The 23,896-nt window shown below is 64.4% G+C and carries 18 protein-coding genes and 1 pseudogene; 12 read left to right on the plus strand and 7 right to left on the minus strand.

What is annotated here, in order from left to right:
• Positions 1-149 precede the first annotated feature (149 nt).
• From V3314_RS02940 to V3314_RS02950, 3 genes are all read left to right on the plus strand, one after another.
• Positions 150-416, plus strand: coding sequence for an accessory factor UbiK family protein (locus tag V3314_RS02940; RefSeq protein WP_046613655.1), 267 nt, complete (start codon positions 150-152; stop codon positions 414-416).
• Complete coding sequence (locus V3314_RS02945; protein WP_338459914.1) at positions 417-770, plus strand: gamma-glutamylcyclotransferase family protein; 354 nt, start codon at positions 417-419, stop codon at positions 768-770. It begins immediately after the preceding gene.
• Positions 771-933: 163 nt separating this feature from the next.
• On the plus strand, positions 934-2,424 hold the full coding sequence (locus tag V3314_RS02950) for a YifB family Mg chelatase-like AAA ATPase (RefSeq protein ID WP_046613733.1): 1,491 nt from the start codon (positions 934-936) through the stop codon (positions 2,422-2,424).
• A 222-nt stretch (positions 2,425-2,646) separates the two neighbouring features.
• On the opposite strand, the gene V3314_RS02955 is transcribed toward V3314_RS02950, so the two are convergent.
• Positions 2,647-3,015 (minus strand): response regulator, encoded by a 369-nt coding sequence (locus tag V3314_RS02955; RefSeq protein ID WP_153670629.1) that lies wholly within the window; start codon positions 3,013-3,015, stop codon positions 2,647-2,649.
• Positions 3,012-4,004 (minus strand): response regulator, encoded by a 993-nt coding sequence (locus V3314_RS02960; protein WP_196174215.1) that lies wholly within the window; start codon positions 4,002-4,004, stop codon positions 3,012-3,014. Before V3314_RS02960 ends, V3314_RS02955 begins: the two co-directional genes overlap by 4 nt.
• A gap of 238 nt (positions 4,005-4,242) precedes the next feature.
• Between V3314_RS02960 and V3314_RS02965 the strand changes: the two genes are divergently transcribed.
• Entirely contained in the window at positions 4,243-9,291 is a 5,049-nt protein-coding gene (locus V3314_RS02965; RefSeq protein ID WP_338459915.1) for an AAA family ATPase, read from the plus strand.
• Between the two features lie 117 nt (positions 9,292-9,408).
• Here the strand turns inward: V3314_RS02965 and ycaC (V3314_RS02970) are convergent, their stop codons facing one another.
• Both ycaC (V3314_RS02970) and V3314_RS02975 read right to left on the minus strand, forming a co-directional pair.
• Positions 9,409-10,035 carry an isochorismate family cysteine hydrolase YcaC gene (ycaC, locus tag V3314_RS02970; RefSeq protein WP_196187684.1) on the minus strand — a complete coding sequence of 209 codons (627 nt, stop codon included), beginning with the start codon at positions 10,033-10,035 and terminating at the stop codon, positions 9,409-9,411.
• A gap of 72 nt (positions 10,036-10,107) precedes the next feature.
• The gene (locus V3314_RS02975) at positions 10,108-10,470 is read right to left on the minus strand and encodes an AraC family transcriptional regulator (protein ID WP_196183425.1); all 363 of its coding nucleotides are present in this window, start codon (positions 10,468-10,470) and stop codon (positions 10,108-10,110) included.
• A 179-nt stretch (positions 10,471-10,649) separates the two neighbouring features.
• Here V3314_RS02975 and V3314_RS02980 point away from each other — a divergent pair, with 179 nt between their 5' ends.
• From V3314_RS02980 to V3314_RS02995, 4 genes and pseudogenes are all read left to right on the plus strand, one after another.
• The gene (locus V3314_RS02980) at positions 10,650-11,624 is read left to right on the plus strand and encodes a GlxA family transcriptional regulator (RefSeq protein WP_085601143.1); all 975 of its coding nucleotides are present in this window, start codon (positions 10,650-10,652) and stop codon (positions 11,622-11,624) included.
• A 224-nt stretch (positions 11,625-11,848) separates the two neighbouring features.
• Positions 11,849-13,636 carry a monovalent cation:proton antiporter-2 (CPA2) family protein gene (locus V3314_RS02985; protein ID WP_284386346.1) on the plus strand — a complete coding sequence of 596 codons (1,788 nt, stop codon included), beginning with the start codon at positions 11,849-11,851 and terminating at the stop codon, positions 13,634-13,636.
• 510 nt (positions 13,637-14,146) lie between these two features.
• Positions 14,147-14,440, plus strand: a complete 294-nt coding sequence (locus V3314_RS02990) for a hypothetical protein (protein WP_085601142.1) — start codon at positions 14,147-14,149, stop codon at positions 14,438-14,440.
• A 77-nt stretch (positions 14,441-14,517) separates the two neighbouring features.
• Positions 14,518-14,751: pseudogene (locus tag V3314_RS02995) on the plus strand (hypothetical protein); the annotation flags it as partial.
• A gap of 196 nt (positions 14,752-14,947) precedes the next feature.
• On the opposite strand, the gene ycaC (V3314_RS03000) reads toward V3314_RS02995, so the two are convergent.
• Positions 14,948-15,577 (minus strand): isochorismate family cysteine hydrolase YcaC, encoded by a 630-nt coding sequence (gene ycaC / locus V3314_RS03000; protein WP_013974760.1) that lies wholly within the window; start codon positions 15,575-15,577, stop codon positions 14,948-14,950.
• 279 nt (positions 15,578-15,856) lie between these two features.
• Between ycaC (V3314_RS03000) and V3314_RS03005 the strand changes: the two genes are divergently transcribed.
• A complete protein-coding gene (locus V3314_RS03005; protein ID WP_046613664.1) occupies positions 15,857-16,768 on the plus strand; it encodes a LysR substrate-binding domain-containing protein in 912 nt (303 codons plus the stop codon).
• On the opposite strand, the gene V3314_RS03010 is transcribed toward V3314_RS03005, so the two are convergent.
• Positions 16,729-17,925: a YbfB/YjiJ family MFS transporter gene (locus V3314_RS03010; RefSeq protein ID WP_046613665.1), complete on the minus strand. Its 1,197-nt coding sequence runs from the start codon at positions 17,923-17,925 to the stop codon at positions 16,729-16,731. The genes V3314_RS03005 and V3314_RS03010 overlap by 40 nt on opposite strands.
• Before the next feature lie 129 nt (positions 17,926-18,054).
• Between V3314_RS03010 and V3314_RS03015 the strand changes: the two genes are divergently transcribed.
• The 3 genes from V3314_RS03015 (at position 18,055) to V3314_RS03025 (ending at position 21,855) form a co-directional block, all read left to right on the plus strand.
• Positions 18,055-18,912, plus strand: coding sequence for a LysR family transcriptional regulator (locus V3314_RS03015; protein ID WP_046613666.1), 858 nt, complete (start codon positions 18,055-18,057; stop codon positions 18,910-18,912).
• An 80-nt stretch (positions 18,913-18,992) separates the two neighbouring features.
• Positions 18,993-20,255, plus strand: a complete 1,263-nt coding sequence (locus V3314_RS03020) for an OprD family porin (RefSeq protein ID WP_338459916.1) — start codon at positions 18,993-18,995, stop codon at positions 20,253-20,255.
• 1 nt (position 20,256) lies between these two features.
• Positions 20,257-21,855, plus strand: a complete 1,599-nt coding sequence (locus tag V3314_RS03025) for an MFS transporter (protein ID WP_153670626.1) — start codon at positions 20,257-20,259, stop codon at positions 21,853-21,855.
• A 154-nt stretch (positions 21,856-22,009) separates the two neighbouring features.
• Here the strand turns inward: V3314_RS03025 and V3314_RS03030 are convergent, their stop codons facing one another.
• The gene (locus V3314_RS03030) at positions 22,010-23,851 is read right to left on the minus strand and encodes an amidohydrolase (RefSeq protein WP_338460307.1); all 1,842 of its coding nucleotides are present in this window, start codon (positions 23,849-23,851) and stop codon (positions 22,010-22,012) included.
• Positions 23,852-23,896 lie beyond the last annotated feature (45 nt).

Below are 23,896 nucleotides of genomic sequence, written 5' to 3' on the forward strand. Positions count from 1 at the left end.
CGGTGCGCTCCGATGTGGCGCATTGCTCGAAAAACGTGCAACTGCGTTGCGAGGGCGAATGACTATTGTGGGCGCGGCCTTGAGCAATCAAGAGCCAGGTTCGCCCGTGCTACACTGCCGGCCATTTCCCAGTATCAGTGGACAGCCCCATGCTCGCGCCCAAAGCCCTTCTAGATGCCCTGAGCGACCAGGCCTCGCGCCTGTTCAGCAGCGATACAGCCCAGCCCCGTGCCGAACTGGAAAGCCAGTTCAAGCTGCTGATGCAAGGAGCCTTCAGCAAGCTGGACCTGGTCAGCCGCGAAGAATTCGATAGCCAGATGGTTGTGCTGGCGCGCACCCGCGCACGCCTCGAGGCATTGGAAAAACAAGTAGCCGAGCTGGAAGCCCGGCTTGACCCGACCCCACGGGATGAGTGAATGCAGCCCTCCAGCGCTTACTCGGTATTGTTGTTTTCCTACGGCACCCTGCAGGACAAGGCCGTGCAACTGGCCAACTTCGGCCGCGAACTGAGCGGGCAGGCCGACCGCATGCTGGGCTACCGCCAGGACTGGGTCGAGATCACCGACCCGGCCGTGCTGGCAGCCAGCGGCAAGTCCCATCACCCTATCGTTACCCCCAGCAACCAGGCCGACGACAGCGTGGCCGGCATGGTCTTCCAGATCAGCGAAGAAGAGCTGGCGGCAGCGGACCGCTATGAAGTCGCCGACTACAAGCGCGTGGCCGTCACCCTCGCTTCGGGCCGGACCGCCTGGGTTTATGTCCGCGCCTGAGTTCTTCGGGCGTGCAGCAGGCACGAACCCAACGGGGTAAGAATGCAATGGGCAACCCCTGCCTGAAAAACTAGGACGCACACTTCTTGCGCCGACCCGGGTCGCCGTCGCTATGCTTGCAAAGCCGCAGGAAGCGGCCCTGTTCAGCGACAACGGAGCGTCCATGTCCCTAGCCCTCGTCCACAGCCGCGCCCAGGTGGGCGTGCAGGCACCGGCGGTCAGCGTCGAAACCCACCTGGCCAACGGTTTGCCCCATCTCACTCTGGTCGGCCTGCCGGAAACCACGGTCAAAGAGAGCAAGGACCGAGTGCGCAGCGCCATCGTCAACTCCGGTTTGAACTACCCGCAGCGGCGCATCACCCAGAACCTCGCCCCCGCCGACCTACCCAAGGATGGCGGGCGCTATGACTTGGCCATTGCTCTGGGCATCCTCGCCGCCGATGGCCAGGTGCCCGCAGCTACCCTTGCCGAGGTCGAATGCCTGGGCGAACTGGCGCTGTCTGGCAAATTGCGCCCGGTGCAGGGCGTGCTGCCCGCGGCACTGGCGGCACGCGAAGCAGGCCGGGCGCTGGTGGTGCCACGGGAGAATGCCGAAGAAGCCAGCCTGGCAGGCGGGCTGGTGGTGTATGCGGTGGGGCACCTGCTGGAACTGGTCGCCCACCTGAACGGCCAGGTGCCGTTGCCGCCGTATGCCGCCAACGGCCTGATCCTGCAGCAACGCCCGTATCCGGACCTGAGCGAGGTGCAGGGCCAACTGGCGGCCAAGCGCGCCCTGTTGCTGGCGGCGGCCGGGGCGCACAACCTGTTGTTCACCGGGCCTCCCGGTACCGGCAAGACCTTGCTCGCCAGCCGCCTGCCGGGGCTGCTGCCACCGCTGGACGAGCACGAGGCACTGGAAGTGGCGGCGATCCAGTCGGTCAGCGGCCACACGCCTCTGAGTAGCTGGCCGCAGCGGCCTTTTCGCCATCCACACCACTCCGCCTCCGGCCCGGCACTGGTCGGCGGCAGCAGCCGGCCACAACCGGGCGAAATCACCTTGGCCCACCATGGCGTGTTGTTTCTGGATGAACTACCGGAGTTCGAGCGGCGCGTGCTGGAAGTGTTGCGCGAGCCTCTGGAGTCGGGCGAGATCGTGATTGCCCGGGCCCGCGACAAGGTGCGTTTCCCCGCACGTTTCCAGCTGGTGGCGGCAATGAACCCCTGCCCTTGCGGCTACCTGGGCGACCCCACTGGCCGCTGCCGCTGCAGTACCGAGCAGATCGCGCGGTATCGCAACAAGCTGTCCGGGCCATTGCTGGACCGTATCGACCTGCACCTGACGGTTGCCCGGGAGAGCACCACGCTGAACAACCAGCCCTGCGGCGAGACCAGTGCCGATGTGGCAGCCAAGGTAGCCGAGGCACGTGAACTGCAACAGCGGCGGCAAGGGTGTGCGAATGCGTTTCTCGACCTTGAGGGGTTGCGCCGCCACTGTGGGTTGGCAGCGGCGGACCAGGCCTGGCTGGAGGGGGCATGTGAACGGCTGACCCTATCGTTGCGCGCAGCACACCGGTTGCTGAAGGTGGCGCGGACGTTGGCGGATCTGGAAGGTAGCCAGGCAATTGGCCGGGCGCATCTGGCTGAGTCCCTGCAGTACCGGCCGGGGAGCAGTTAGATTGCCGGGGCTGCTTTGCAGCCCATCGCCGGCAAGCCAGCTCCCACACCGACCGCATCGGCCTCAAACCATGCGCAGTCCTTGTAGGAGCCTGGCTTGCCAGCGGTGAGGCCAGTACAGGCAGTACAAGAGAGTTTCTCCCACACCGAATACATCGGCCCAAAGCCTGTGCAGTCCCTGTAGGAGCGGGCAAGCCCGCGAAGGGGCCGGGACAGGAATACCTCACTGGCTGCCCACCAAAGCATCCTCAACCACCTTCAGCAGCACCTCTTCGGAAAATGGCTTGCCCAGGCAGACCAGCGCCCCAAGCGCCATCGCCGCCCGCACCGTTCCTTCATCCAAATGCGCCGACATGCAAATCACCGGCAAACGCCACCCCAGCCGGGCCAATTCGCGCTGCACCGCCAGCCCGCTCATCCCGGGCATCCTCAGATCGAGCAGCACGCACCCCGCCTGCCGCGCCAGTGCCGAGGCCAGGAACAGATCCCCTGCAGCAAACGACAAGGTCTCGAAGCCTGCCGAACGCAGCAGGTTGGCCAGGCTTTTGCGCACCGACGCATCGTCGTCGACGATGCACACCGCTCTGCTCATGCGCCGCCCAGGCCCTCACGCCGCGCCCCGATGACGTTGTGCATGGCCACCAGCTCCAGCAGCGAGCGGGACTGCATCTTGTTCATGATGTTCTTCTTGTGCACCTTGGTCGTCACTTCGCTGGTGCCGATCTGCTTGGCGATCTGCTTGTGCGACAGGCCGCCAACCACCAGCGAGAACACCTGCCGCTCCCGTTGGGTCAGGCGCTGGTACTTTTCCTCGACCTGCCGCGCATGGTGCCATCTGCGCCCTTCCGCCACGGCACGCGTGCGCACCGCCTGCAGCAGTGTCAGCAACTGGTCTTCGTCGAACGGTTTGGTCAGGAACTCCACGGCCCCGGCACGCATGGCCTGGACGGTCATCGGGATGGTGCCGAAGCCGGTCATGAATACGATCGGCCAGGGCAGCGCCAGCCGGCGCAGCGCGTCTTGTACCTCCAGGCCACTGGTATCGGGCAGATGCATATCCAGCAACAGGCAGGCACAGGGGGTTTCCAGGCGGGCCTCGAACAACGCCTCGGCACTGGCGAACAAATGATGCGGAATGTCCTGCGAGCGCAGCAGACGGCCCAAGGCCGTGCGCACCGACGGGTCGTCATCCACCACCAGCACCGGCACGTTCAAGTGCTCATCGAACAACTCGACAGTGTCGGCCACGGCGCACAACGGTGATTTGCCCAACGCCTCGCCAGGCACCTCGAGGCTGATCTCGGCAGCCAGGCGATAGCCCCGGCGCGGCACGGTCTGGATCAGGCCACGGTCGCCGAAGGCCTTGCGCAGCAAGGACACCTGCACCTGCAGGTTGTTGTCCTCGACCACCGTGCCGGCCCACACCTGACTGAACAGCTCGTCCTTGCCGACCACCCGGCCCTTGGCCTTGATCAGCGTCGCCAGCACCTCGAAGGCACGCCCGCCCAACAGGATCGGCTTGCCATCAACAAAGGCTTCGCGCCGCTCCAGCGACACCTGGGCATTACCTATTCGGATCATGGCTTCCTCGCGCGGGCATGGGCGTCTCCCAGCCCCGGGCAGCCTAGGCCAGCGTACGCCTTCAGACAATTATCCCGAGGGATAGGTTGGCCTGAGGACTATACAAAAGCCCGCCAGCCCCCAGGGGACGATAACGGACAACAGCGTGCCCGTTCCTGCCAAGCAGGCTGCAGGCCGCATCCGTGCTGGGCCCGCTGCGTATACTCGCGCGTCAGGATGTTGCTAGCAGGGGTGCCTTATGCTCGATGAACGCCTTGCCAACAGGCCCATCGATTACGACCAGTCCATCGACGAGGGCTGGCTGAACCGGTGCGACATCAGCGCGCTGGGCCAGGAAGGTGAGCTCAGCTACTTCCGCCTGCGCGACCCTGCCACCCGCCAGGCCTGGATCGCCGTACGCGCCCCGCGCGAGGCCCCCGCCGCCTGCCAGCGCCTGGAACGTGACTACCGCCTGCAACTCGACCCGCAGTGGGCGGTGATCCCCTCGGCGTTCGTGCGTTCGGCCGAAGGCCCGCTACTGGTGTACCCGGCCGGCCGCTCCATCGCCGACCTTATCGCAGAAGGCCCAACAGCCCTGACGCCGTTTCTCGAGATTGCGGTAAACGCGGCCACTGCCTTGGCCCAGGCCCACGAACGCAATGTGCTACACGGCGCGCTGCAGCCAGAACATGTGTGCCTGCACACCAACCAACGAGTGCGGCTGGGCTGCTTTCGCGCCGACCCGGCGCAGCTGATCAGCGAACAGGGCACCGCGCTCGGCAACTGGGCGTACCTGGCGCCAGAACAGGTCTGCCCGCACGGCAGCAGCAGCGACCGACGCACCGACATCTATGCTCTGGGTGCGATCCTCTACCAGCTACTGCTGGGCGAACTGCCGCTAGCCGGACGCGACACCCAGCACTGGCGCCAGCTGCATGCGGGCGTGCAGCCACGAGCGGCCTGCGAAGTGGACAGCAATGTGCCGCAACCTCTCAGCCGGATCCTGGCCAAGGCCTTGGCCAAAGAGCCGGATGCCCGCTACCAGAGTGCCCGCGCACTGGCGGTTGACCTGGCCCATTGCCAACGGCAATGGGCCGCCAGCAAATCCATGGAGGCCTTCGAGCCAGGCTGTGCCGACCCGGTCACGCCCGACCGCGCACGCCTGTATGGCCGCTGCGCCGAGCAGAAGGCCATCGCCCTGCTGCTCAAGGCCCTGCGCCGAGACAGCAAGCCACAAGCCCTGTTCATCAATGGGGCTACCGGCATGGGCAAGTCGAGCCTGGTCGAGGCAGCACTCAAGGCCAACGCCCAGGGTTACTGGGCCACCGGCAAATGCAATGGCGTTGCCCAGGCCGTGCCCTACGCGCCCTGGGTCGAGATTCTCGGCGCGCTGACCACCCAGTTGCTGGCCAAGAACAGCCAGGACCTCGACACCCTGCGCCGCGAGATGCTGCGCCGCATCAAAGGCCACGGCCGGCTGCTGGGCAAGCTGGCGCCAGACTTGCAACTGGTCCTCGGCCCCCTGCCCGAGTTGCCGGCCAAGCCCACGCGCCTGGCGCTGCAGAAGGAGCTGCGGGCGATCGTCGAGTTCCTGCAGGTGTTCAGCCGCCCCGGCCAGCCGCTGGTGCTGTTCTTCGATGACCTGCAGTGGGTCGACGACGCCAGCCAGCAACTGCTGGCGCAACTGCTGGCTCACGCGCCCGGCAATCTGTTGCTGATCTTTGCCCGGCGCAATGATGCCCCAGCCAGCAGTCCCCCCCTTGCCCTGCCCGCAGCGGTGCGCAGCACCACACTGAACCTGCGGCCCCTGCCGGTGGGCGCGGTGGCCGAGCTGATCGGCGAGCGCTACCACGTCGGCGTCGAGGACGCATTGCAGGTAGCCGAACTGGTGCACGAAAAGACGGCGGGCAACCCGTTCTTCATCAATCAGATTCTCCGGGCCCTGGTCGAGGACCAGCTGTTCACCTTCGATACCCAGGCCATGCGCTGGTCATGGTGCCTGAAGGCCGTGGCCCGCCACCGCTATTCCGACAATGTCGCCGACCTGATGATCCACCGCCTGGCGCGCCTGCCAGAGCCGCAGCGCAACCTGCTGCGGGTGGCTAGCGCGGCGGGCAGCCGCTGCGATGAACGCCTGCTTCAGCAGGTGCTCTCTCAAGTGCCCGGCGAACCGTTGAAAGCCTTGATTGGCGCGGGTTTCCTGCAATCGGGCCAGAACGGCCTGGGCTTCGCCCACGAGCGGGTGATGGAAGCCGCGTACGCTCTCACGCCCGCGCGCGAGCGTGCCCAGTTGCATGCACATATCGCCCTGGCCATGCGCAAGGCCTGGCCGGGGCGCCTGCACGAGGCACTGTTCGAGCTTGCCAACCAGCTTCAACGCGCCAGCCCATGCGGGTTTGCAGCGGATGACTGCGAAGCGTTCCTGCAGCTTTTACGCGAAGCCGCAGCACGCGCACGCGACAACGGCGCTTTCGAACAGACAGCTGGCTACCTGCACACGGCCGAGCAGTTGCTGCACCACTGCGCAACGCTGGAAAGCCGCGCCACGCATGGCTTTGCCATCGCCTGCATGGCCACCGAATGCGACATGCAACTGTCGCGAATGATCGCGGCCGAGGCCCGCATCACTGAATGCCGCCAGCGCGCTCGCTCGGCGTTGGACCAGGCGCGGGTATGCCGCCTGCAGGCGCTGCTGTGCACCTTGCGCGGCGACTATCAGGCGGCCATCGACAGCGCCATATCCGGCCTGGACTTGCTGGGTATGAGCACGGTGCGAGGTGTCGACTGGCAACAGGTCGAGGCCAGTCATGCCCATGTACAGGCCTTGGTCGAACAGAAAGGCCGGCACTGCCTGGAGTCGCTGCAGCGCACCGATTCGGAGGAAGTGACAGTTGCCATCAGCCTGCTGGCCACCCTGTCGTCATCGTTTTTCGTGAAGGACGACATCTGCTTCCTGCACCTGGCCAAGCTCATGGAGCTGTCACTGCTGCACGGCGTCGCGCCGGGCAGCACCTATGGCATGGCCTGGTACGGGGTGATGATTGCCGAGCGCTTCGGCGCCTACCATGATGGCCATGCTTGCTGCCTGGCTGCGCTCAAACTGATAGAGCGGCACGGTTTCGACGCTGACTTGACCAGCGCGCTGCTGGCCCTGGACCAGGTCAGCGCCTGGACCTCGCCCATGGAGTTCGCCCGCCGCACCGCGCTGGATGCGGTTGACTCAGGGCGCGTGAGCGGTGACTTGGCGATGAGCTGCTATGCCTGCAACCACCTGGTTTCCGATTCGCTGTTCATGGGCCGCTACCTGCCGGACGTGGTGGAGGAACTGGCGCAAGGCCTGGCCACCGTGCGTCGCCACGGTTACCGCGACATCGAGCAGATCCTGCAGGCCCAGCAAGCGTTCATCGCCAAATTGAGCGGCACGCCCTCCCCGGCCTCGGCCACAGCCTCGAAATCGCCTACCACGCGATTCTTCCAGTACCTGATGGCCGGCATGGGCGACTTCTACCTGGGCGATATCCCGCAGGCCATGCGCAACCTTGCACTGGCCGGCGACAACACCTGGGCGGTACCAGCGCACATCAACCTGGCTGATTATCACCTGTTCCGCGGCCTGGCCCTGGGCAGCCCCGAGGCCATTGGCAGCCCTGCCGACAAACTGCGCGAGCTACGGGCCCTGCGCGAGCGCTTCGGCCGCTGGGCCGGCTTCAACCCGGCCACCTTCCGCAACAAGCTGTTGCTGATCGAAGGCGTGATCGCCAAGCTCGAAGGCGACGGCCTGGCCGCCATCCGCTGCTTCGACCAGGCACAGATCGCCGCCACCGCCGCCGGTTTCATCCACGAGCAGGCGCTGGCCCACGAACAGCTGGCCGAGGTATGTATCCCCAGCGGCCTGATCTCTGGCGCCAACCTGCACCTGCGCATCGCCCGCGACTGTTTCCATATCTGGGGTGCGACCGGCAAGGTGCACCAACTGGAGGCTTTGCATCCATTCCTGCGCACTCAGCCGATCCAGGAAAGCCACCGCGCCACCCACCAGGCCAAGCTCGACCTGGAAGCCGGCATCGAGGCAGCACGGGCGCTCTCCGAGGAAGTGCTGCTCGAAGGCCTGATCGAAACCCTGATGGGCCAACTGACGCAGCACTCCGGCGCCGATCACGGTGCGCTGCTGATCGTCAGCGGTGCCGAATTTCAGATGGCGGCCCTCGCCTACATTGACGACGCCGGGCTGCACGTGAGCATGGACGACTGCCAGAAGTTCATGACCCAGGCACCGCTGTCGATCATCAACGCCACCATGCGCACCAAGAAGCCCCTGGTGCTCAACGATGCCCAGAGCGATTGCCCCGAGGCCTTCCGCCAGCAGTTGCAGGCGCGCAAAGCCCGTTCGGTGCTATGCCTGCCGCTGGTGATCCAGGGCGTGCTGATCGGCCTGGTGTACCTGGAAAACCGCCTGGTACCGAACCTGTTCGGCAGCCAGCGCCTGGCCATGCTGGAAATCCTCGCCTCGCAGGCGGCAGTGTCGCTGCAAACCGCCAAGTTCTACACACGCCTGGCCGAAGACAACCAGACTCGCGCCCAGATGGAAGCCGAGTTGCGCCGCTCCCGCGCGGAATTGGCGCGCACGGCGCACCTGCAGGTGATGAACGAGCTGTCCGCGTCCATCGCCCATGAGATCAGCCAGCCGCTGCTGGGCATAGCTTCCAACGCCGCTGCCAGCCTGCGCTGGCTGAAGCGAGCCAAGCCCGACCTGGAAGAGGCGATTGCCGGCCTGGAAGACATCCGCAACGACAGCGAACGGGCCGCCAACATCGTGCGTGCGCTGCGCTCGCTGGCCAAACAGTCGCCGATGCAACTCAAGGTGGTGAAGCTGGACGACCTGATCCGCGAAGTGGTGCGCCTGACCTCGGCCGATGCCGCCAAGGGCATGGTGGACGTGCAGATGCGCTTGCAGGCGGGGGTGAACGTGATGGCCGATCCGGTGCAGTTGCAGCAGTTGGTGTTCAACCTGATTACCAATGGCCTGGAGGCGCTGGCGGGGTATCGCGGCGATGGGGTGCTGCGGATTGCGTCGGCGGTGGCCGGGGATGAGGTGGAGATCTGCGTGGACGACAACGGGCCGGGAATTGCAGCGGATGAGCGCGAACGGGTGTTCGATGCGTTTCATACCACCAAGATCGGCGGCATGGGGATGGGCCTGGCGATCTGCAACTCGGTGGTGCAGGCCCATGGCGGGCAGTTGCAGGCGCTGGTGTCAGAGTTGGGGGGGTGTCGGGTTCGCTTTACGCTGCCTGTGAATCCTTCTTGAGCCTGTACCGGCGCTTTCGCGTGTGAACACGCTCCCACAGGGATAGTGCACAGCCTGAGAACTGCACGGTTCCTGTGGGAGCGGGTTCACCCGCGAAGGGGCCGGTACAGGTTTACATCAACGGGCGCTCAGGGCCGCATAGCTGTTCATCAGGTTGCGGTAGTTGGGTATGCGCTGCGACAGCAGGTTACCCAGCCCTTCGATGTCATTGCGCCAGTCGCGGTGCAGCTCGCAGGCTACCGAGAACCAGTTCATCATCTGTGCACCCGCCTGGGTCATGCGCACCCAGGCCGCCTGCTGCACGGTTTCGTTGAAGGTGCCCGATGCATCGGTCACCACGAACACTTCAAAACCTTCTGCCAGCGCCGACAGGGTCGGGAACGCCACGCACACATCGGTCACCACACCAGCGATGATCAGCTGCTTGCGGCCAGTGGCCTTGATCGCCTTGACGAAGTCTTCGTTGTCCCATGCGTTGATCTGGCCAGGGCGGGCAATGTACGGCGCATCCGGGAACATCTCTTTCAGTTCTGGCACCAGCGGGCCGTTCGGGCCCTGCTCGAAGCTGGTGGTGAGGATGGTCGGCAGGCCGAAGAACTTGGCCAGGTCGCCCAGAGCCAGCACGTTGTTCTTGAACTCGTTGGGCGAAAAGTCCTGCACCAGCGAGATCAGGCCGGTCTGGTGGTCGACCAGCAGCACCGCGGCGTCGTCTTTGTTCAGGCGCTTGTAATCGGGTTGGCTCATCGGGGTGACTCCTTGGGTTGGGAAAAGGGGCCGGCACTGTCCACAAGGGCTATACCGGCGGATAGGTTCGGCTTAAGGATGGGCCTGCGCCTGGCGCCAAGCCTTGGGCGGCTGGCCGACCAGGCGGCTGAAGGCACGGGTGAAATGGGCCTGGTCGCAGAAGCCGCATTCCAGGCTCACGTGGGTGATCGGCGCCTCGGTGGCGAGCATGCGCTTGGCCTTTTCCATGCGTGCCAGCAGGCGCCAGGCCTGTGGCGAGAGGCCGGTGTTGACCTTGAATGCGCGAGAGAAGTGGCTGCGGGTGAGGTTGCATACCCCGGCGATTTCGATGATCGACAACGGGCTGTGCAGCATCAGTTCCTTGGCCCGGCGCAAACGCGCTGGCGTAAGTGCGCCGGGGGTTTGCAGCGGTGCTTGGGGCGTCCCGGGGTGCATGGCGACTCTCCTGTTCAATGCAGAAAGTCTCGCCCTCGGCACATGACAAAGTCCTTAGCCAAACCTGAATTGTTGTTAATTGCGCGCTGCTGGCCCTGGCGGTTTTGCCGATACTTTAAGATGCGTTTCGTATTCAGCTTGAGGCCGCTAGTGGCGGCCGGTATCCAAGGCAAAGAGCCATGCAGGAAAAACCCGCCCACCGCACCGTGGCCATGGTGCTGTTCAACGACGTGCTGTTGCTGGATGTCACCGGCCCCATGGATGCCTTCGCCATCGCCAACCGGTTCTTGCCTGCAGAGCGGCAATACCGGTTGTTGACCCTGGCCGAGGGGCAAGCGGCAGTGCGCGGCTCATGCGGGCTGAAAGTGATGGCCGACCTGCGTCTGGAGGACTTGCCGGAGGCCGTCGATCTGTTGCTGGTGCCTGGCGGCCCGGGGGCCTATGACATCGCCCTGCCAGGCATCGAGCGCTGGCTGCCACGCGCCGTGCGCCAGGCCAAACGCTTTGGTGCCATCTGCACCGGGGTATTCCTGCTGGGCCGGGCCGGGCTGCTGGACGGCTATCGCTGCACCACCCACTGGAACTACGTGGAGCGCCTGGCACAGGCGTTCCCCAATGCCAAGGTCGAGACCGAACAGATCTACGTGATCGACCGCTGCCTGATTACCTCGGGCGGCATCACCGCTGGCATCGACCTCGCACTGGCGGTGGTGGCCGAAGACCACGGCAAGGCGCTGGCCCTGGAAGTGGCCAAGGTACTGCTGGTCGCCCGCCATCGCCAGGGCGGGCAGACACCCTACGGGCCACTGCTGGCGGCTGTACCGCGGGATGATTCGCCGATTGCCCGGGTGCAGGCGTATATCGTCGACCATATCGAGCAAGCCTTCACCGTGCAGAAGATGGCCGACCTGGTGGCCATGAGCGGGCGCAACTTCGCCCGGACATTTCTGCGCGAGGTGGGGATCACACCGCTGCAGTACCTGCAGAATGCAAGGATCGACCGCGCGCGAAAGCTGCTGGAAGGCACCGACCTGCCGTTGAAGGTAGTGGCGGCGCAGTGCGGGTTTGGCAGTGACCGGCATTTGCGCAAGGTGTTCTGCGAGCGGATTGGCATGACGCCGGCGCAGTATCGGGCGCAGTTTGGTGGCAGTTGAGTATGCAGATTTCCTGTGCTGGCCTCTTCGCGGGTGAACCCGCTCCCACAGGTACAGCGGTGTGTTCAAGCCTGCGCAACACCCGCGAAGAGGCCAGCACGACTGTCACCTGATTCAGGACAATGTGTCTTCCTCACAGCAGATTGTCTGGCACCCGCACATTCCCCAGAATTGTCCGCCAAACTGATCTAACGCTGCCCCGGCAGCTCATGGAGTACGAGCCAATGCCACACGAAGGCAGCCTTCTGCAAACCGCGGTGATCTTCCTGCTCGCCGCTGTCCTCGCCGTCCCCCTGGCCAAGCGCCTGCACCTGGGGGCCGTGCTCGGTTACCTGCTCGCCGGTGTGATCATCGGCCCGCAAGCGCTGGGCCTGATCCGCGACACCGAAAGCGTGGCGCACATTTCCGAGCTGGGCGTGGTTCTGCTGCTGTTCATCATCGGCCTGGAGCTGTCGCCCAAGCGCCTGTGGCTGATGCGCAAGTCCGTATTCGGCGTCGGTACCGCCCAGGTGCTGCTGACCGGTGCGCTGATCGGCGCCATCGCCGTGTTCGGCTTCAGCCAGACGCTACCGGCGGCCATCGTGCTCGGTCTGGGCCTGGCGCTGTCGTCCACCGCCCTTGGCCTGCAGAGCCTGGCCGAAAGCAAGCAGCTCAACGCCCCGCACGGCCGCCTCGCGTTCGCCATCCTGCTGTTCCAGGACATCGCCGCCATCCCACTGATCGCATTGGTTCCGCTGCTGGCCGCCAGTGGCCCGGATACCAGCCACGGCGACAGCCTGGAGCACGGCCTGAAGGTGTTCGCCAGCATCGCCGTGGTCATCGTCGGTGGCCGTTACCTGCTGCGCCCGGTGTTCCGCACCGTGGCCCGCACCGGCCTGCCGGAAGTGTCCACCGCCACCGCGCTGCTGGTTGTGATCGGCACTGCCTGGCTGATGGAAGAAGCCGGCATTTCCATGGCCCTGGGTGCCTTCCTCGCCGGCCTGCTGCTGGCCGACTCGGAATACCGCCACGAACTGGAATCGCAGATCGAACCGTTCAAAGGCCTGCTGCTGGGGCTGTTCTTCATCAGCGTCGGCATGGGCGCCAACCTGCGCCTGCTGCTTGAAATGCCTTTGGTGGTGCTGGGCCTGACCCTGCTGCTGGTGGCAGTGAAGCTGGCACTGCTGATCGGCGTCGGGCGCCTGGCCGGTGGCCTGAACAGCGCCAGCGCCCTGCGCCTGGGCATGGTGCTGGCGGCCGGTGGCGAATTCGCCTTCGTGGTGTTCAAGCTGGGCAAGGACCAAGGCTTGTTCGACACCCAGACCTACGACCTGCTGCTGATGACCATTACCCTGTCGATGGCCATTACCCCGCTGCTGATGATTGGCTGCGCCCACGCCCTCAAGCGCCCGCAACCGGCGCGTGAGGTGCCGGAGCATTACAAGCAGATCCAGGCTGACACGCCACGGGTAGTGATCGTCGGCATGGGCCGCATGGGCCAGATCGTCGCGCGCATCCTGCGGGCACAGAAGATTCCATTCATTGCTCTGGAAACCTCGGTGGACACCATCGAGATGACCCGTATGTTCGAACAGGTACCCGTGTTCTACGGCGACCCGCTGCGCCCCGAGGTGCTGCATGCCGCCAAGGTGGGCGAGGCGGAATACTTCATCATCACCATCGATGACCCGGAAGCTGCCATTCACACCGCGGAACGGGTGAAACGCCTGTACCCGCACCTGAAAGTGCTGGCCCGCGCGCGTAACCGCCAGCATGTGCACAAGTTGGCGGATGTCGGCGCCGAGCCGATTCGCGAGACGTTCTACTCCAGCCTGGAGATGACCCGCCGGGCATTGGTGGGGTTGGGGTTGAGCGAGGCGCAGGCAGCGGACCGGATTGCGCGGTTTACCCAGCATGACGAAGAGGTGCTGGTGGCCCAGGGACAGGTGCGTGATGACCGGGCCAAGGTGATGCAGACGGCCAAGGAGGCCCGGGCGGAGTTGGAGCGGTTGTTTGATTCGGATGCGGATTGAGGGTTGGCGCATCGATTCAGGAAGAGGGCTCAGGCCCTCTTTTGTATTTTTGGCTTGAGATTGTCTGGGTCCGCTGCGCGGCCCTTCGCGGGCACGCCCGCTCCCACAGGAATAGCGCAAGCCTGGCAAGCGGTGCAGTACCTGTGGGAGCGGGCGTGCCCGCGAAGGGCCGCGCAGCGGACCCAGTGCACAAGAATATCAGCAGCATCCTACTTCGTTGCGAGCCATTTCCTACTCAGCCACCCCATCTGACGAATTATCCTACACACCGTGTCGACGCCCGTCTGATTGTCCGGGTAAAGCCTGCTCTCTAGGCTTGCCGGGTCGCTGTCGGTTCAGCGATCGGGTGTGGAAACCCGTCTGGTCTGAGGTGCTGTCTTCAATGGCAGCTGTGCGCGGGAGGCCGTATGGCCTACCGGGTTGCCTCCGACCGGTTTTCCACCCCGCGTACAACTGCCACCCTTCGTGTGGAAACGGATGGTTGCAGGACAACCTTGTGAGGTCACTGCAATGAAAAAAATTGTCCCCAATCCACCTCTTCCCGACACCAAAGAGCGCGCTTTCAGCCGCTGCGATGCCGGCCATCCACCTTTGTTCACAGTAAACCCGGGCGTCTCCGCCCACGATGCCCTGGTGCATGTCGCCCAGTACCTGCGCGGCGCCTACGACTGTGGCTACAAAGCCCTGGAACACCTGGATGAAACCGGCAAGAGCCTGTTCTGGAGCAACCTGAATGCGCTCGAAATGGCAGAAGGATTGGTTGAGGCATTGCTGGATGGGATTGAGTCGCAGCCTGTAAGTTGAAGTACATTGCATTTGCACAGAGCAGGCTGCGGTAACCGGCCTGCTCCGCCTCAATATAGGAATTTGAGGTATGGCAGGTCGCCTACACCAATGACACCTACAGGTTGGCGTTCATTGGCGTGTACGAGACCAAGCGGCAGATGCTGGTGGTCGTGACACTCGATAACGACAAAATGCTGTGGAATTTCATGCAGTGCGATGCAAAGGCACTGAATAAGCATCGCCATGGAAAACTGCTCTACAAGCGGTACGCTTATATGCCGAGCAAAGAAAAGGGCCACTGTCACCAGTGGCCCTGTGCTCGTGCTTGATACTCATATACACACCCTCAAGCCGGGGTGTGGAGGTCTCACCCGACGCTGATGATTCAGCCATCGACGGGGTTCCTACACCAGCTATTGCCGCTGAATGGCAGCTGGTTTCGCGCTCAGGTGAAACGCTAACAACACTTCTGGACCAAGTCAACGATGGCCCCCTTGCGAAAGCCATCCATCAGATTACTTGGTGTTACTTACCCGCAGTCAGCGCGTTGTAGCTGGTAATCAGGTTGCGATAATCTGGAATGTGGTTGGAGCACAGCGCCGCCAGCCCTTCGATGTCGTTGCGCCAGTCGCGGTGCAGCTCACAGGCCACGCCGAACCAGGTCATCATTTGCGCGCCAGCGCGGCTCATGCGGTCATGGGCAGCATCGCGGGTCATTTCGTTGAAGGTGCCGGAAGCATCGGTCACCACAAACACTTCGAACTCCTCTTCCAGGGCCGACAGCGCCGGGAACGCTACACAGACCTCAGTCACCACGCCAGCAATGATCAGCTGCTTCTTGCCAGTGGCCTTCACCGCCTTGACGAAGTCTTCGTTGTCCCAGGCGTTGATCTGGCCAGGGCGGGCGATGTATGGGGCGTCCGGGAACAAGGCTTTCAGTTCCGGTACCAACGGGCCGTTGGGGCCTTGCTCGAAGCTTGTGGTGAGGATGGTCGGCAGGTTGAAGAACTTGGCCAGGTCGGCCAGGGCCAGCACGTTGTTCTTGAACTTGTCCGGCTCGATGTCACGGACCAGGGACAGCAGGCCAGCCTGGTGGTCGACCAGCAGGACAGCGGCGTCGTCTTTGTTCAGGCGGTTGTAGGTGAATTTGCTCATGGTCTGTGCTCCTAAGGGTTATGAATTTTTCAGCATTCGGGGGTGTTTCGCGTTGATGGGCACAGATTAAAATCATCACCTTTGTGGCGGTAGATAGCAGAATTTGGCTTTAGCGTTCCGTTTTATGAACGATAGATTTGCACTGGATTTACTGGCCTCTTCGCGGGCACGCCCGCTCCCACTGGGATCGCACAAGATTCAAGGCCAGTGCGGTACCTGTGGGAGCGGGCGTGCCCGCGAAGAGGCCAGCACAGGCTGCCAACAACCGGAGACCGATCATTGGAAGACCTCAACTCCCTCTACTACTTCACCCAAGTCGTGGAACACGGTGGCTTCGCACCTGCCGGCCGGGCGCTGGACATGCCCAAGTCGAAGCTCAGCCGGCGCATCGCCGACCTTGAGGACCGCCTCGGCGTGCGCCTGCTGCACCGCACCAGCCGCCACTGCTCGCTGACCGAGATTGGCCAGGCCTACTACAACCGTTGCCTGGCCATGCGCGTGGAAGCCGAGGGCGCGGCAGAGATCATCGAGCGCAACCGCAGCGAACCACGCGGCCTGGTGCGTATCAGTTGCCCGACCACCCTGCTCAATTCCTGGGTCGGGCCGATGCTGACCCGCTACATGCTCAAGTACCCGCAGGTGGAGCTGTTCATCGAGAGCACCAACCGCCGCGTCGACCTGCTGCACGAGGGTTTCGACATCGCCCTGCGGGTGCGCTTTCCGCCGCTGGAGAACACCGACATGGTGATGAAGGTGCTGAGCAACAGTACCCAGTGCCTGGTCGGCCAGCCGCAGTACCTGGAGCAGTTGCCCAAGGGCTTCGACCCGCAGCTGCTCGGCACGCTCCCCAGCGTGCATTGGGGCAGCGCCCAGCGTGAGTACCAGTGGGAGCTGTTCCAGGGCGAGGACAGCAGCCGCAGCATCGTCATCCCGCACACACCGCGCATGGTGACGGACGACCTGTTTGCTCTGCGCCATTTCGTGGTGGCGGGGGTGGGTATTGCGCACCTGCCGCGGGTGGCGGTGCGTGAGGACCTGGCAGCGGGGCGGCTGGTGGAGTTGTTGCCCGACTGGCACCCGCGTTGCGGCATCGTGCATGCGATCTTCCCGTCGCGGCGCGGGTTGCTGCCTTCGGTGCGTGCGCTGATCGATCACCTGGCCGAAGAGTTCGCCATCAGCGACATGGCCTGACGCTCCTTGAGCAGCAGGTCGACCAGCAGCGCCAGCAACACCGCCCCGGCCGCCACCGCGAACAGCACACCGTAGTGGCCATCCGTGGCGGCGAACAACGCCGAGTATGCGTAGCCGGCAATGGCCTGAAAACTGGCGAACGAAACTGTCGCACGGCTCCAGGTCGCATTCTGCCGATCATGGCCGTCCACCAGCTGATGCACTCTGGCAAGCGCCAGTGGCACGATGCCCGGGGGGAAGGAGCCGATCAGCAGCGCGGCGGCACCCAGCAGGCGCAGGTCGTGACTGCTCAGCAAGATCCCGAGCGCACCCAGTTGTGCCAGCAGCACCAGACGAATGCCGGCACGGGCACCGAGGTGATCGGCCAACAACCCATACAGTACCGGTCCGGCAATCGCGCCCAGGCCATAGAGACCCCATATTACAGCGCCAGCGTGGGTGCCCGCGCCCAGGCCGCGGCTGATGTAATCGACCAGAAACATCATGGGTGCCACCAGCGCCGTGGCCATCAACGCGTATTGCCCAAACAGCACGAGAATTGCGGGTGAAACCGCCGCCTGCCGCCGTGCGGGGGGCACCGACGAATGTTCAAGTTCAACGGGCCAGCCTGCCCAGCTGGTAACGGTCAGCAGCAGCGACAACGCGGCCAGCCCCAGCCAGGTCTGCTGCAGGCCTTTATCCAGCAACCATGGCACCAGACTCGCAGAAGCCGCGACGCCCAGGCCCAGGCCCAGGAAGATGGCCCCGCTGGCCAGGCCGCGTCGCGAGGCAGTGACGTGGGGCAATATTGCGCTGGCCACCAGTACCATGATCACACCACCTGCCACGCCCGACAGCAGGCGCCAGGCAAAGAACCAGCTCACCGACAACGGCCAGGCACACGCCAGGAATGTCAGGCTCACCAGCACCATCATGCCGCGCAGCGCCATGGCGCTCGACCACCGGGCAGCCAGCGGCCTGCCAATCAGGGCGCCGATCAGGTAGCCGGCCAGGTTTGCCGCCCCCAGATAGACCACTGCTGAACTGGCGAACCAGTGAGCACCGATCAGTGCCGGAATCAGCGGTGTATAGGCAAACCGTGCCAGGCCGATCCCGACCAGGCTGGCACATAGCCCAGCCCAAATCGGCAACCAGGGTGCCCGTATCGAATTGTTCATGATTTTCCCCTGCCCCGTGAACGGCGCTTGATGATGGTGATGGGGAAAGCATAAATTCGCCGAACGATGAAATAACGCAGCGAGTTTACATACCAGCCCTGCATTTTCGCATCACCGAGGACGACTTCGATGAACTGGGACGACACCCGCGTGTTTCTTGCATTGTGCCGCGAGCAAACCCTGCGCGGCGCCGCACGCCGCCTGGGCGTGGACCAGGCCACGGTGGGTCGCCGGCTCGCATCGCTGGAGGGCACGCTGCATGCCACGCTGTTCCTGCGGACCTCCAGCGGTTACTCCCTGACCAGCGCCGGCGAAGTGGCTATGCGGGCTGCCTTGGCGATGGAATCTGCCGCCGCCGGCCTGCAGCGGCAGATTCTTGGACTGGATGACCGCCTGAGCGGAGTAGTGAGAGTGACCAGTACCGACGCCTTCGCATCGGACTTCATCATCCCAGCCGTGGCTCGGTTGCGCCTGGAACACCCTGGGATCGAAGTGCAATTGCACGCGTCCACGCAGATGCTCAACCTCAGCCAGCGCGAGGCAGATATCGCCGTACGTACGCACAAGCCGGACAACCCTGAACTGGTGGTGCGGAGCCTGGCGCGCTGGCAAACCGCACTGTTCGCCTCGCATACGTACCTCAAGCACTTTGGCGAGCCGGTGCCCGGTGGTGCGTTTGCCGGGCACGAACTGGTGATCTACCAGCCTTATCTGGACAGCGGCAAGGAGGTGACACTGGCCGGCGAACCGATCGCCAAAGGGCGCATCGCCATGACTTGCACCTCGGGGCTGATGGTGCGCCAAGCACTGGCCAGTGGCATCGGGCTGGGTGAACTGCCGGTGCCGATGGGCGCACGTGCGGGCTTACAGCAAGTGTGGGCGCAAGGCAGGCCTTACGACATCTGGCTGGTGACCCATCAGGATGTCCGCCATACGGCGCGGGTGCGGGTGGTGATCGATGCGATCGCCAAGGCGTTCAGCCTCTAGCTGCCCGTTCCAGCACAACCTTACAAGACCGCTGGCCTATCCTTGCTCCACAGTCCCGGATCATCCCCCTTGGAGGCCCCATGATCCGCGCCAACCCCGGACCAGGCCGCGCCCTGCTCGCCACCCTCGCCCTATGCCCGGTACTCAGCCAGGCTGACGAACCCGGCTGGTCGCTGCTCAGCCGCAACTACTTCCTGCACAGCGACTTCCGCTCGCCCTCCGGCAGTGGCCAGAACTACCGCCAGGAATGGGCCCAGGGTTTCATTGGCGAAATCCGCTCCGGCTTCACCGAGGGCACGCTCGGCGTCGGCATCGATGCCCATGGTTTTCTCGGCCTCAAGCTGGACGGCGGCCGCGGCCATGCCGGCACCGGCCTGCTGCCGCGCGACAGCGATGGCCGCGCCGAGTCCGACTACTCAAGCGCCGGCGCCGCACTCAAGCTGCGCCTGGGCAATACCCAACTGCGCTACGGCGAAATGACCGTGGAAACCCCGGTGTTCGACACCAGCGACAAACGCCTGCACCCGGAGTACGCCACCGGCTGGTTCCTGGACAACACCGACCTGCCCGACTGGCGCCTGCAGGCCGGGCATTTCACCGCCCTCAACAACCAGGACAACAGCTCCAGCCACGATGACTTCAGCGGCTATGGCGCTACCACCGACAAACGTGCCATCAGCCTGGCCGGCGCCGCGTTCGCACCCGACGAGCCATTCGGCGGCGCACTGTACGCAGGCCAGCTGGATGACACCTGGCGCCAGGCCTACCTCAACCTGAACCTGGCCGAGGGCAACTGGCGCCTGGACGGCAACCTGTACAAGACCCGCGACACCGGCAATGCCAGTGCCGGGGCAATCGACACCCTCGCCTACAGCCTGCTGGCCAGGTACAGCTTCGGCGCCCAAGCGCTGAGCCTGGCCTACCAGAAGGTCGAGGGCGACACCCCGTTCGACTTCGTCGGCGGCGACTCGATCTACCTGGCCAACTCAATCAAGTACGCCGACTTCAATGGCCCCGGCGAGCGCTCGTGGCAACTGCGCTACGACCTCGACTTCGCCACCCTTGGCGCCCCCGGCCTGAGCCTGATGGGCCGCTACGTCAGCGGCCGTGGCATCGATGGCAGCCATGCCCCAGCCGGTGGCGTCTACGTCGGTCAGTACGGCGACGGCGGCAAGCACTGGGAACGCGACATCGACCTGAAATACGTGGTGCAGTCCGGCGCCGCCAAGGACCTGAGCCTGTCGTTTTCCCACGTCAGCCACCGCGCCAACCAGGCCCAGGCCGGCGATGACATCGACCGGATCTACCTGATTATCGAATACCCACTCAAAGGCAGCTTCTGACATGAGCACATCCCCTTCAGGCGCCTGGAGCCCATTGCGCAACACCACCTTCCGCATGCTGTGGATCGCCACCATCGCTTCCAACATCGGCACCTGGATGCACGAGGTGGGCGCCGGCTGGCTGATGACCACGCTGTCGGCCAGCCCTTTGCATGTGGCCCTGATCCAGGTAGCCGGCTCGCTACCGATGTTCTTCCTTGCCCTGCCGGCCGGCGCGGCGGCGGATATCGTCGACAAGCGCCGCTACCTGTTGCTGGTGCAACTGTGGATGTCTTCGGTAGCCGTGGTGCTGGCGGCCCTGACCCTGCTCGGGCTGATGAACGTCACCCTGCTGCTGGTGCTTACCCTGGCGTTGGGCATCGGCACGGCACTGATGATGCCGGCCTGGAGCGCGCTGACACCGGAGCTGGTGAGCAAGGACGACCTGGCCAACGCGGTGGCGCTTTCCAGTGTCGGTATCAACGTGTCACGCGCCGTCGGCCCGGCTTTGGCCGGCGTGGTGGTGAGCATGGTCGGCCCGTGGCTGACCTTCGCCCTGAATGCCATCTCGTTCGCCGGGGTGATCCTGGTGCTGTTTCTGTGGAAGCGCGAGGTGAAGGAGCCGCTGCTGCCGGCCGAGCGCTTCGTCGGCGCCATGCGCACCGGGCTGCGTTTCGCGCGCAGTGCCAAACCCTTGCAGGCGGTGATATTGCGCGCCTTGGCATTCTTTTTCTGCGCCAGCGCCGGTACCTCGCTGCTGCCGTTGATCGTGCGTGGCGAGATGCATGGCACCGCCGCCGATTTCGGCCTGCTGCTGGCGGCCATCGGCATTGGCGCAGTGGCCGGTGCCACCTTGCTGCCACGCTTGCGCGAACGCATCAGCCGCGACCGCCTGGTGCTGCTGGCCAGCCTGCTGTATGCACTGTTCCTGCTGGCCCTGGCGCTGGTGCGCAACTTCTATGTGCTGCTACCGGCGATGCTGCTCAGCGGCGGGGCGTGGATTGCCGTGCTGTCCAACCTGCAGGTGGCGGCACAGACCTCAGTGCCTGCCTGGGTACGGGCGCGGGCTTTGTCGGTGTATATCCTGATCTTCTTTGGTGCCATGGCCAGTGGCGGGTTGCTGTGGGGCACGCTGGCCAGCCATGCAACGATCACCTTGAGCCTGCTGCTGGCCGCAGGCGGCCTGGCGTTGGGCACGCTGCTGACCTGCAAGGTGACGCTACCGGAAACCGCAGCCGAGGAGCTGACGCCGTCACTGCATTGGCCGGTGCCACTGCTGAGCGACGACATGGACAAGGAAAGCGGGCCGGTGATGGTCACCGTGGAATACCACATCGACCCGGCCAAGGCCGAGGCGTTCCAGCAGGCCGCACGGGAGCTGGAGGCGATGCGCAAGCGCAATGGCGCGTTGTCGTGGGGGTTGATGCGCGACAGTGCGGACCCGGCGTTGTGGCTGGAGTTTTTCTTCGAGGAGTCGTGGCTGGAGCATTTGCGGCATCACCACCGGGTAACCCGGGGTGAGCTGAAGATCGAGGCGCGGGTGCGGATGCTGCAGACCGATGGGGTGGAAGTGAAGATTCGGCATCTGTTGGCTGGAGCTGAGCACAAGGCTCACCATTGATGCTATTCGCGGGCTCGCCCGCTCCCACAGGGATCGCACAGAGCCTGAGGGCTGTGATGTACCTGTGGGAGCGGGCGAGCCCGCGAAGGGGCCAGCACTGAAGGAACAAAAAAGGGGGCCAATAACTGGCCCCCCTTTTTCACATCAGCTCAGCTTAGAACGCGAAGCACGAGCAACCGAGCGCGCCCCAGAAGCCTTGGTAGTCATTCACCGGCACACTCGAATGCCGGGCCTTCTCATGGCTGTGCGCATGCACCCCGCATGGCCCGCTGCACTGGTGCACGGCGGCTGCCAGCGACGGAGTGCCCACCCGCCAGTGCCCCGGCACTTTGGTCACCGGCGACCACTCCGGCAGCACCGGCACCTGGGGCGGGCCGAGCTTGTCGAATTCCGCCGCACCATACACCACCTTGCCGTCGACCACGGTCAGCACCGACTCGATGCCCTTGATCGCCTCTTCATCGACACTGAAGAAGTCCAGCGACAACGCCGCCAGGTCGGCCAGCTGGCCCACCTTGATCTGGCCCTTCTTGCCCTGCTCGCTGGAGAACCAGGAGCTGCCTTGGGTAAACAGCTGCAGCGCGGTGTCACGGCTGAGGCCTTCCGGGTACAGCTCCATGCCACCGACGGTCTTGCCGCTGACCAGCCAGTACAGCGAGGTCCACGGGTTGTAGCTGGACACGCGGGTGGCGTCTGTACCGGCGCCCACCGGCACGCCCATGTCGAGCATGCGCTTGATTGGCGGGGTCTGCTCGGCGGCCTTGGCACCGTAGCGGTCAACGAAATACTCACCCTGGAAGGCCATGCGGTCCTGGATGGCGATACCGCCGCCCAACGCGCGCACGCGCTCGATGTTTTGCGGCGTGATGGTTTCGGCGTGGTCGAAGAACCACGGCAGGCCATTGAACGGGATGTCGCGGTTTACCTTCTCGAACACATCGAGCATGCGCGTGATCGATTCGTTGTAGGTAGCATGCAGGCGGAACGGCCAGCGCTGCTCGACTAGGTGGCGCACCACCGGCTCCAGCTCCTGCTCCATGGTCTGCGGCAGGTCCGGGCGCGGTTCGAGGAAGTCCTCGAAGTCGGCGGCGGAGAACACCAGCATTTCGCCGGCGCCATTGTGGCGCAGGAAGTCGGTACCGCTGTGCAGCTTCACGCTGGAGGTCCACTTGCGGAAGTCGTCCAGCTCTTCCTTGGGCTTCTGGGTGAACAGGTTGTAGGCAATGCGCACGGTCAGCTGGTTGTTGTCGGCCAGTTCCTGGATCACCTGATAGTCGTCCGGGTAGTTCTGGTAGCCACCACCGGCATCGATGGCGCTGGTCAGGCCCAGGCGGTTGAGCTCGCGCATGAACTGGCGGGTGGAGTTGACCTGGTATTCCAGCGGCAGCTTCGGCCCCTTGGCCAGGGTGGCGTAGAGGATCATCGCGTTGGGGCGGGCGATGAGCATGCCGGTCGGGTTGCCGAACTTGTCACGCTGGATCTCGCCGCCCGGCGGGTTGGGCGTGTCCTTGGTGTAGCCGACTGCCTTGAGCGCGGCGCGGTTGAGCAGTGCGCGGTCATACAGGTGCAGCAGGAATACCGGGGTATCTGGCGCGGCCTGGTTGATCTCCTCCAGAGTGGGCATGCGCTTTTCGGCGAACTGGAACTCGTTCCAGCCGCCGACCACGCGCACCCACTGCGGGGTCGGCGTACGCGCAGCCTGGTCCTTGAGCATGCGCAGGGCATCGGCCACCGAAGGCACGCCTTCCCAACGCAGTTCCAGGTTGTAGTTCAGGCCACCACGGATCAGGTGCAGGTGCGAGTCGTTCAAACCAGGGATGACCGTACGCTGCTTGAGGTCGATGATTTGCGTGGTGGCGCCCTTGTGGGCCATGGCTTCGGCGTCGTTGCCCACGGCGATGAAACGGCCATCCTTGATGGCGACGGCGGTCGCGGTGGGCTTTTCACGATCAACGGTGTGCAGTTTGCCGTTGAACAGAATCAGGTCGGCGGTCATGGAACCTCCTTGGGTGGATGCGTGAGCGGAACCGGCGGAACCGGT

This window comes from Pseudomonas sp. TE3-3-F2023 (genome assembly GCF_036784815.1).
In the GTDB taxonomy this organism is placed as follows: Bacteria; Pseudomonadota; Gammaproteobacteria; order Pseudomonadales; family Pseudomonadaceae; genus Aquipseudomonas; species Aquipseudomonas pudica.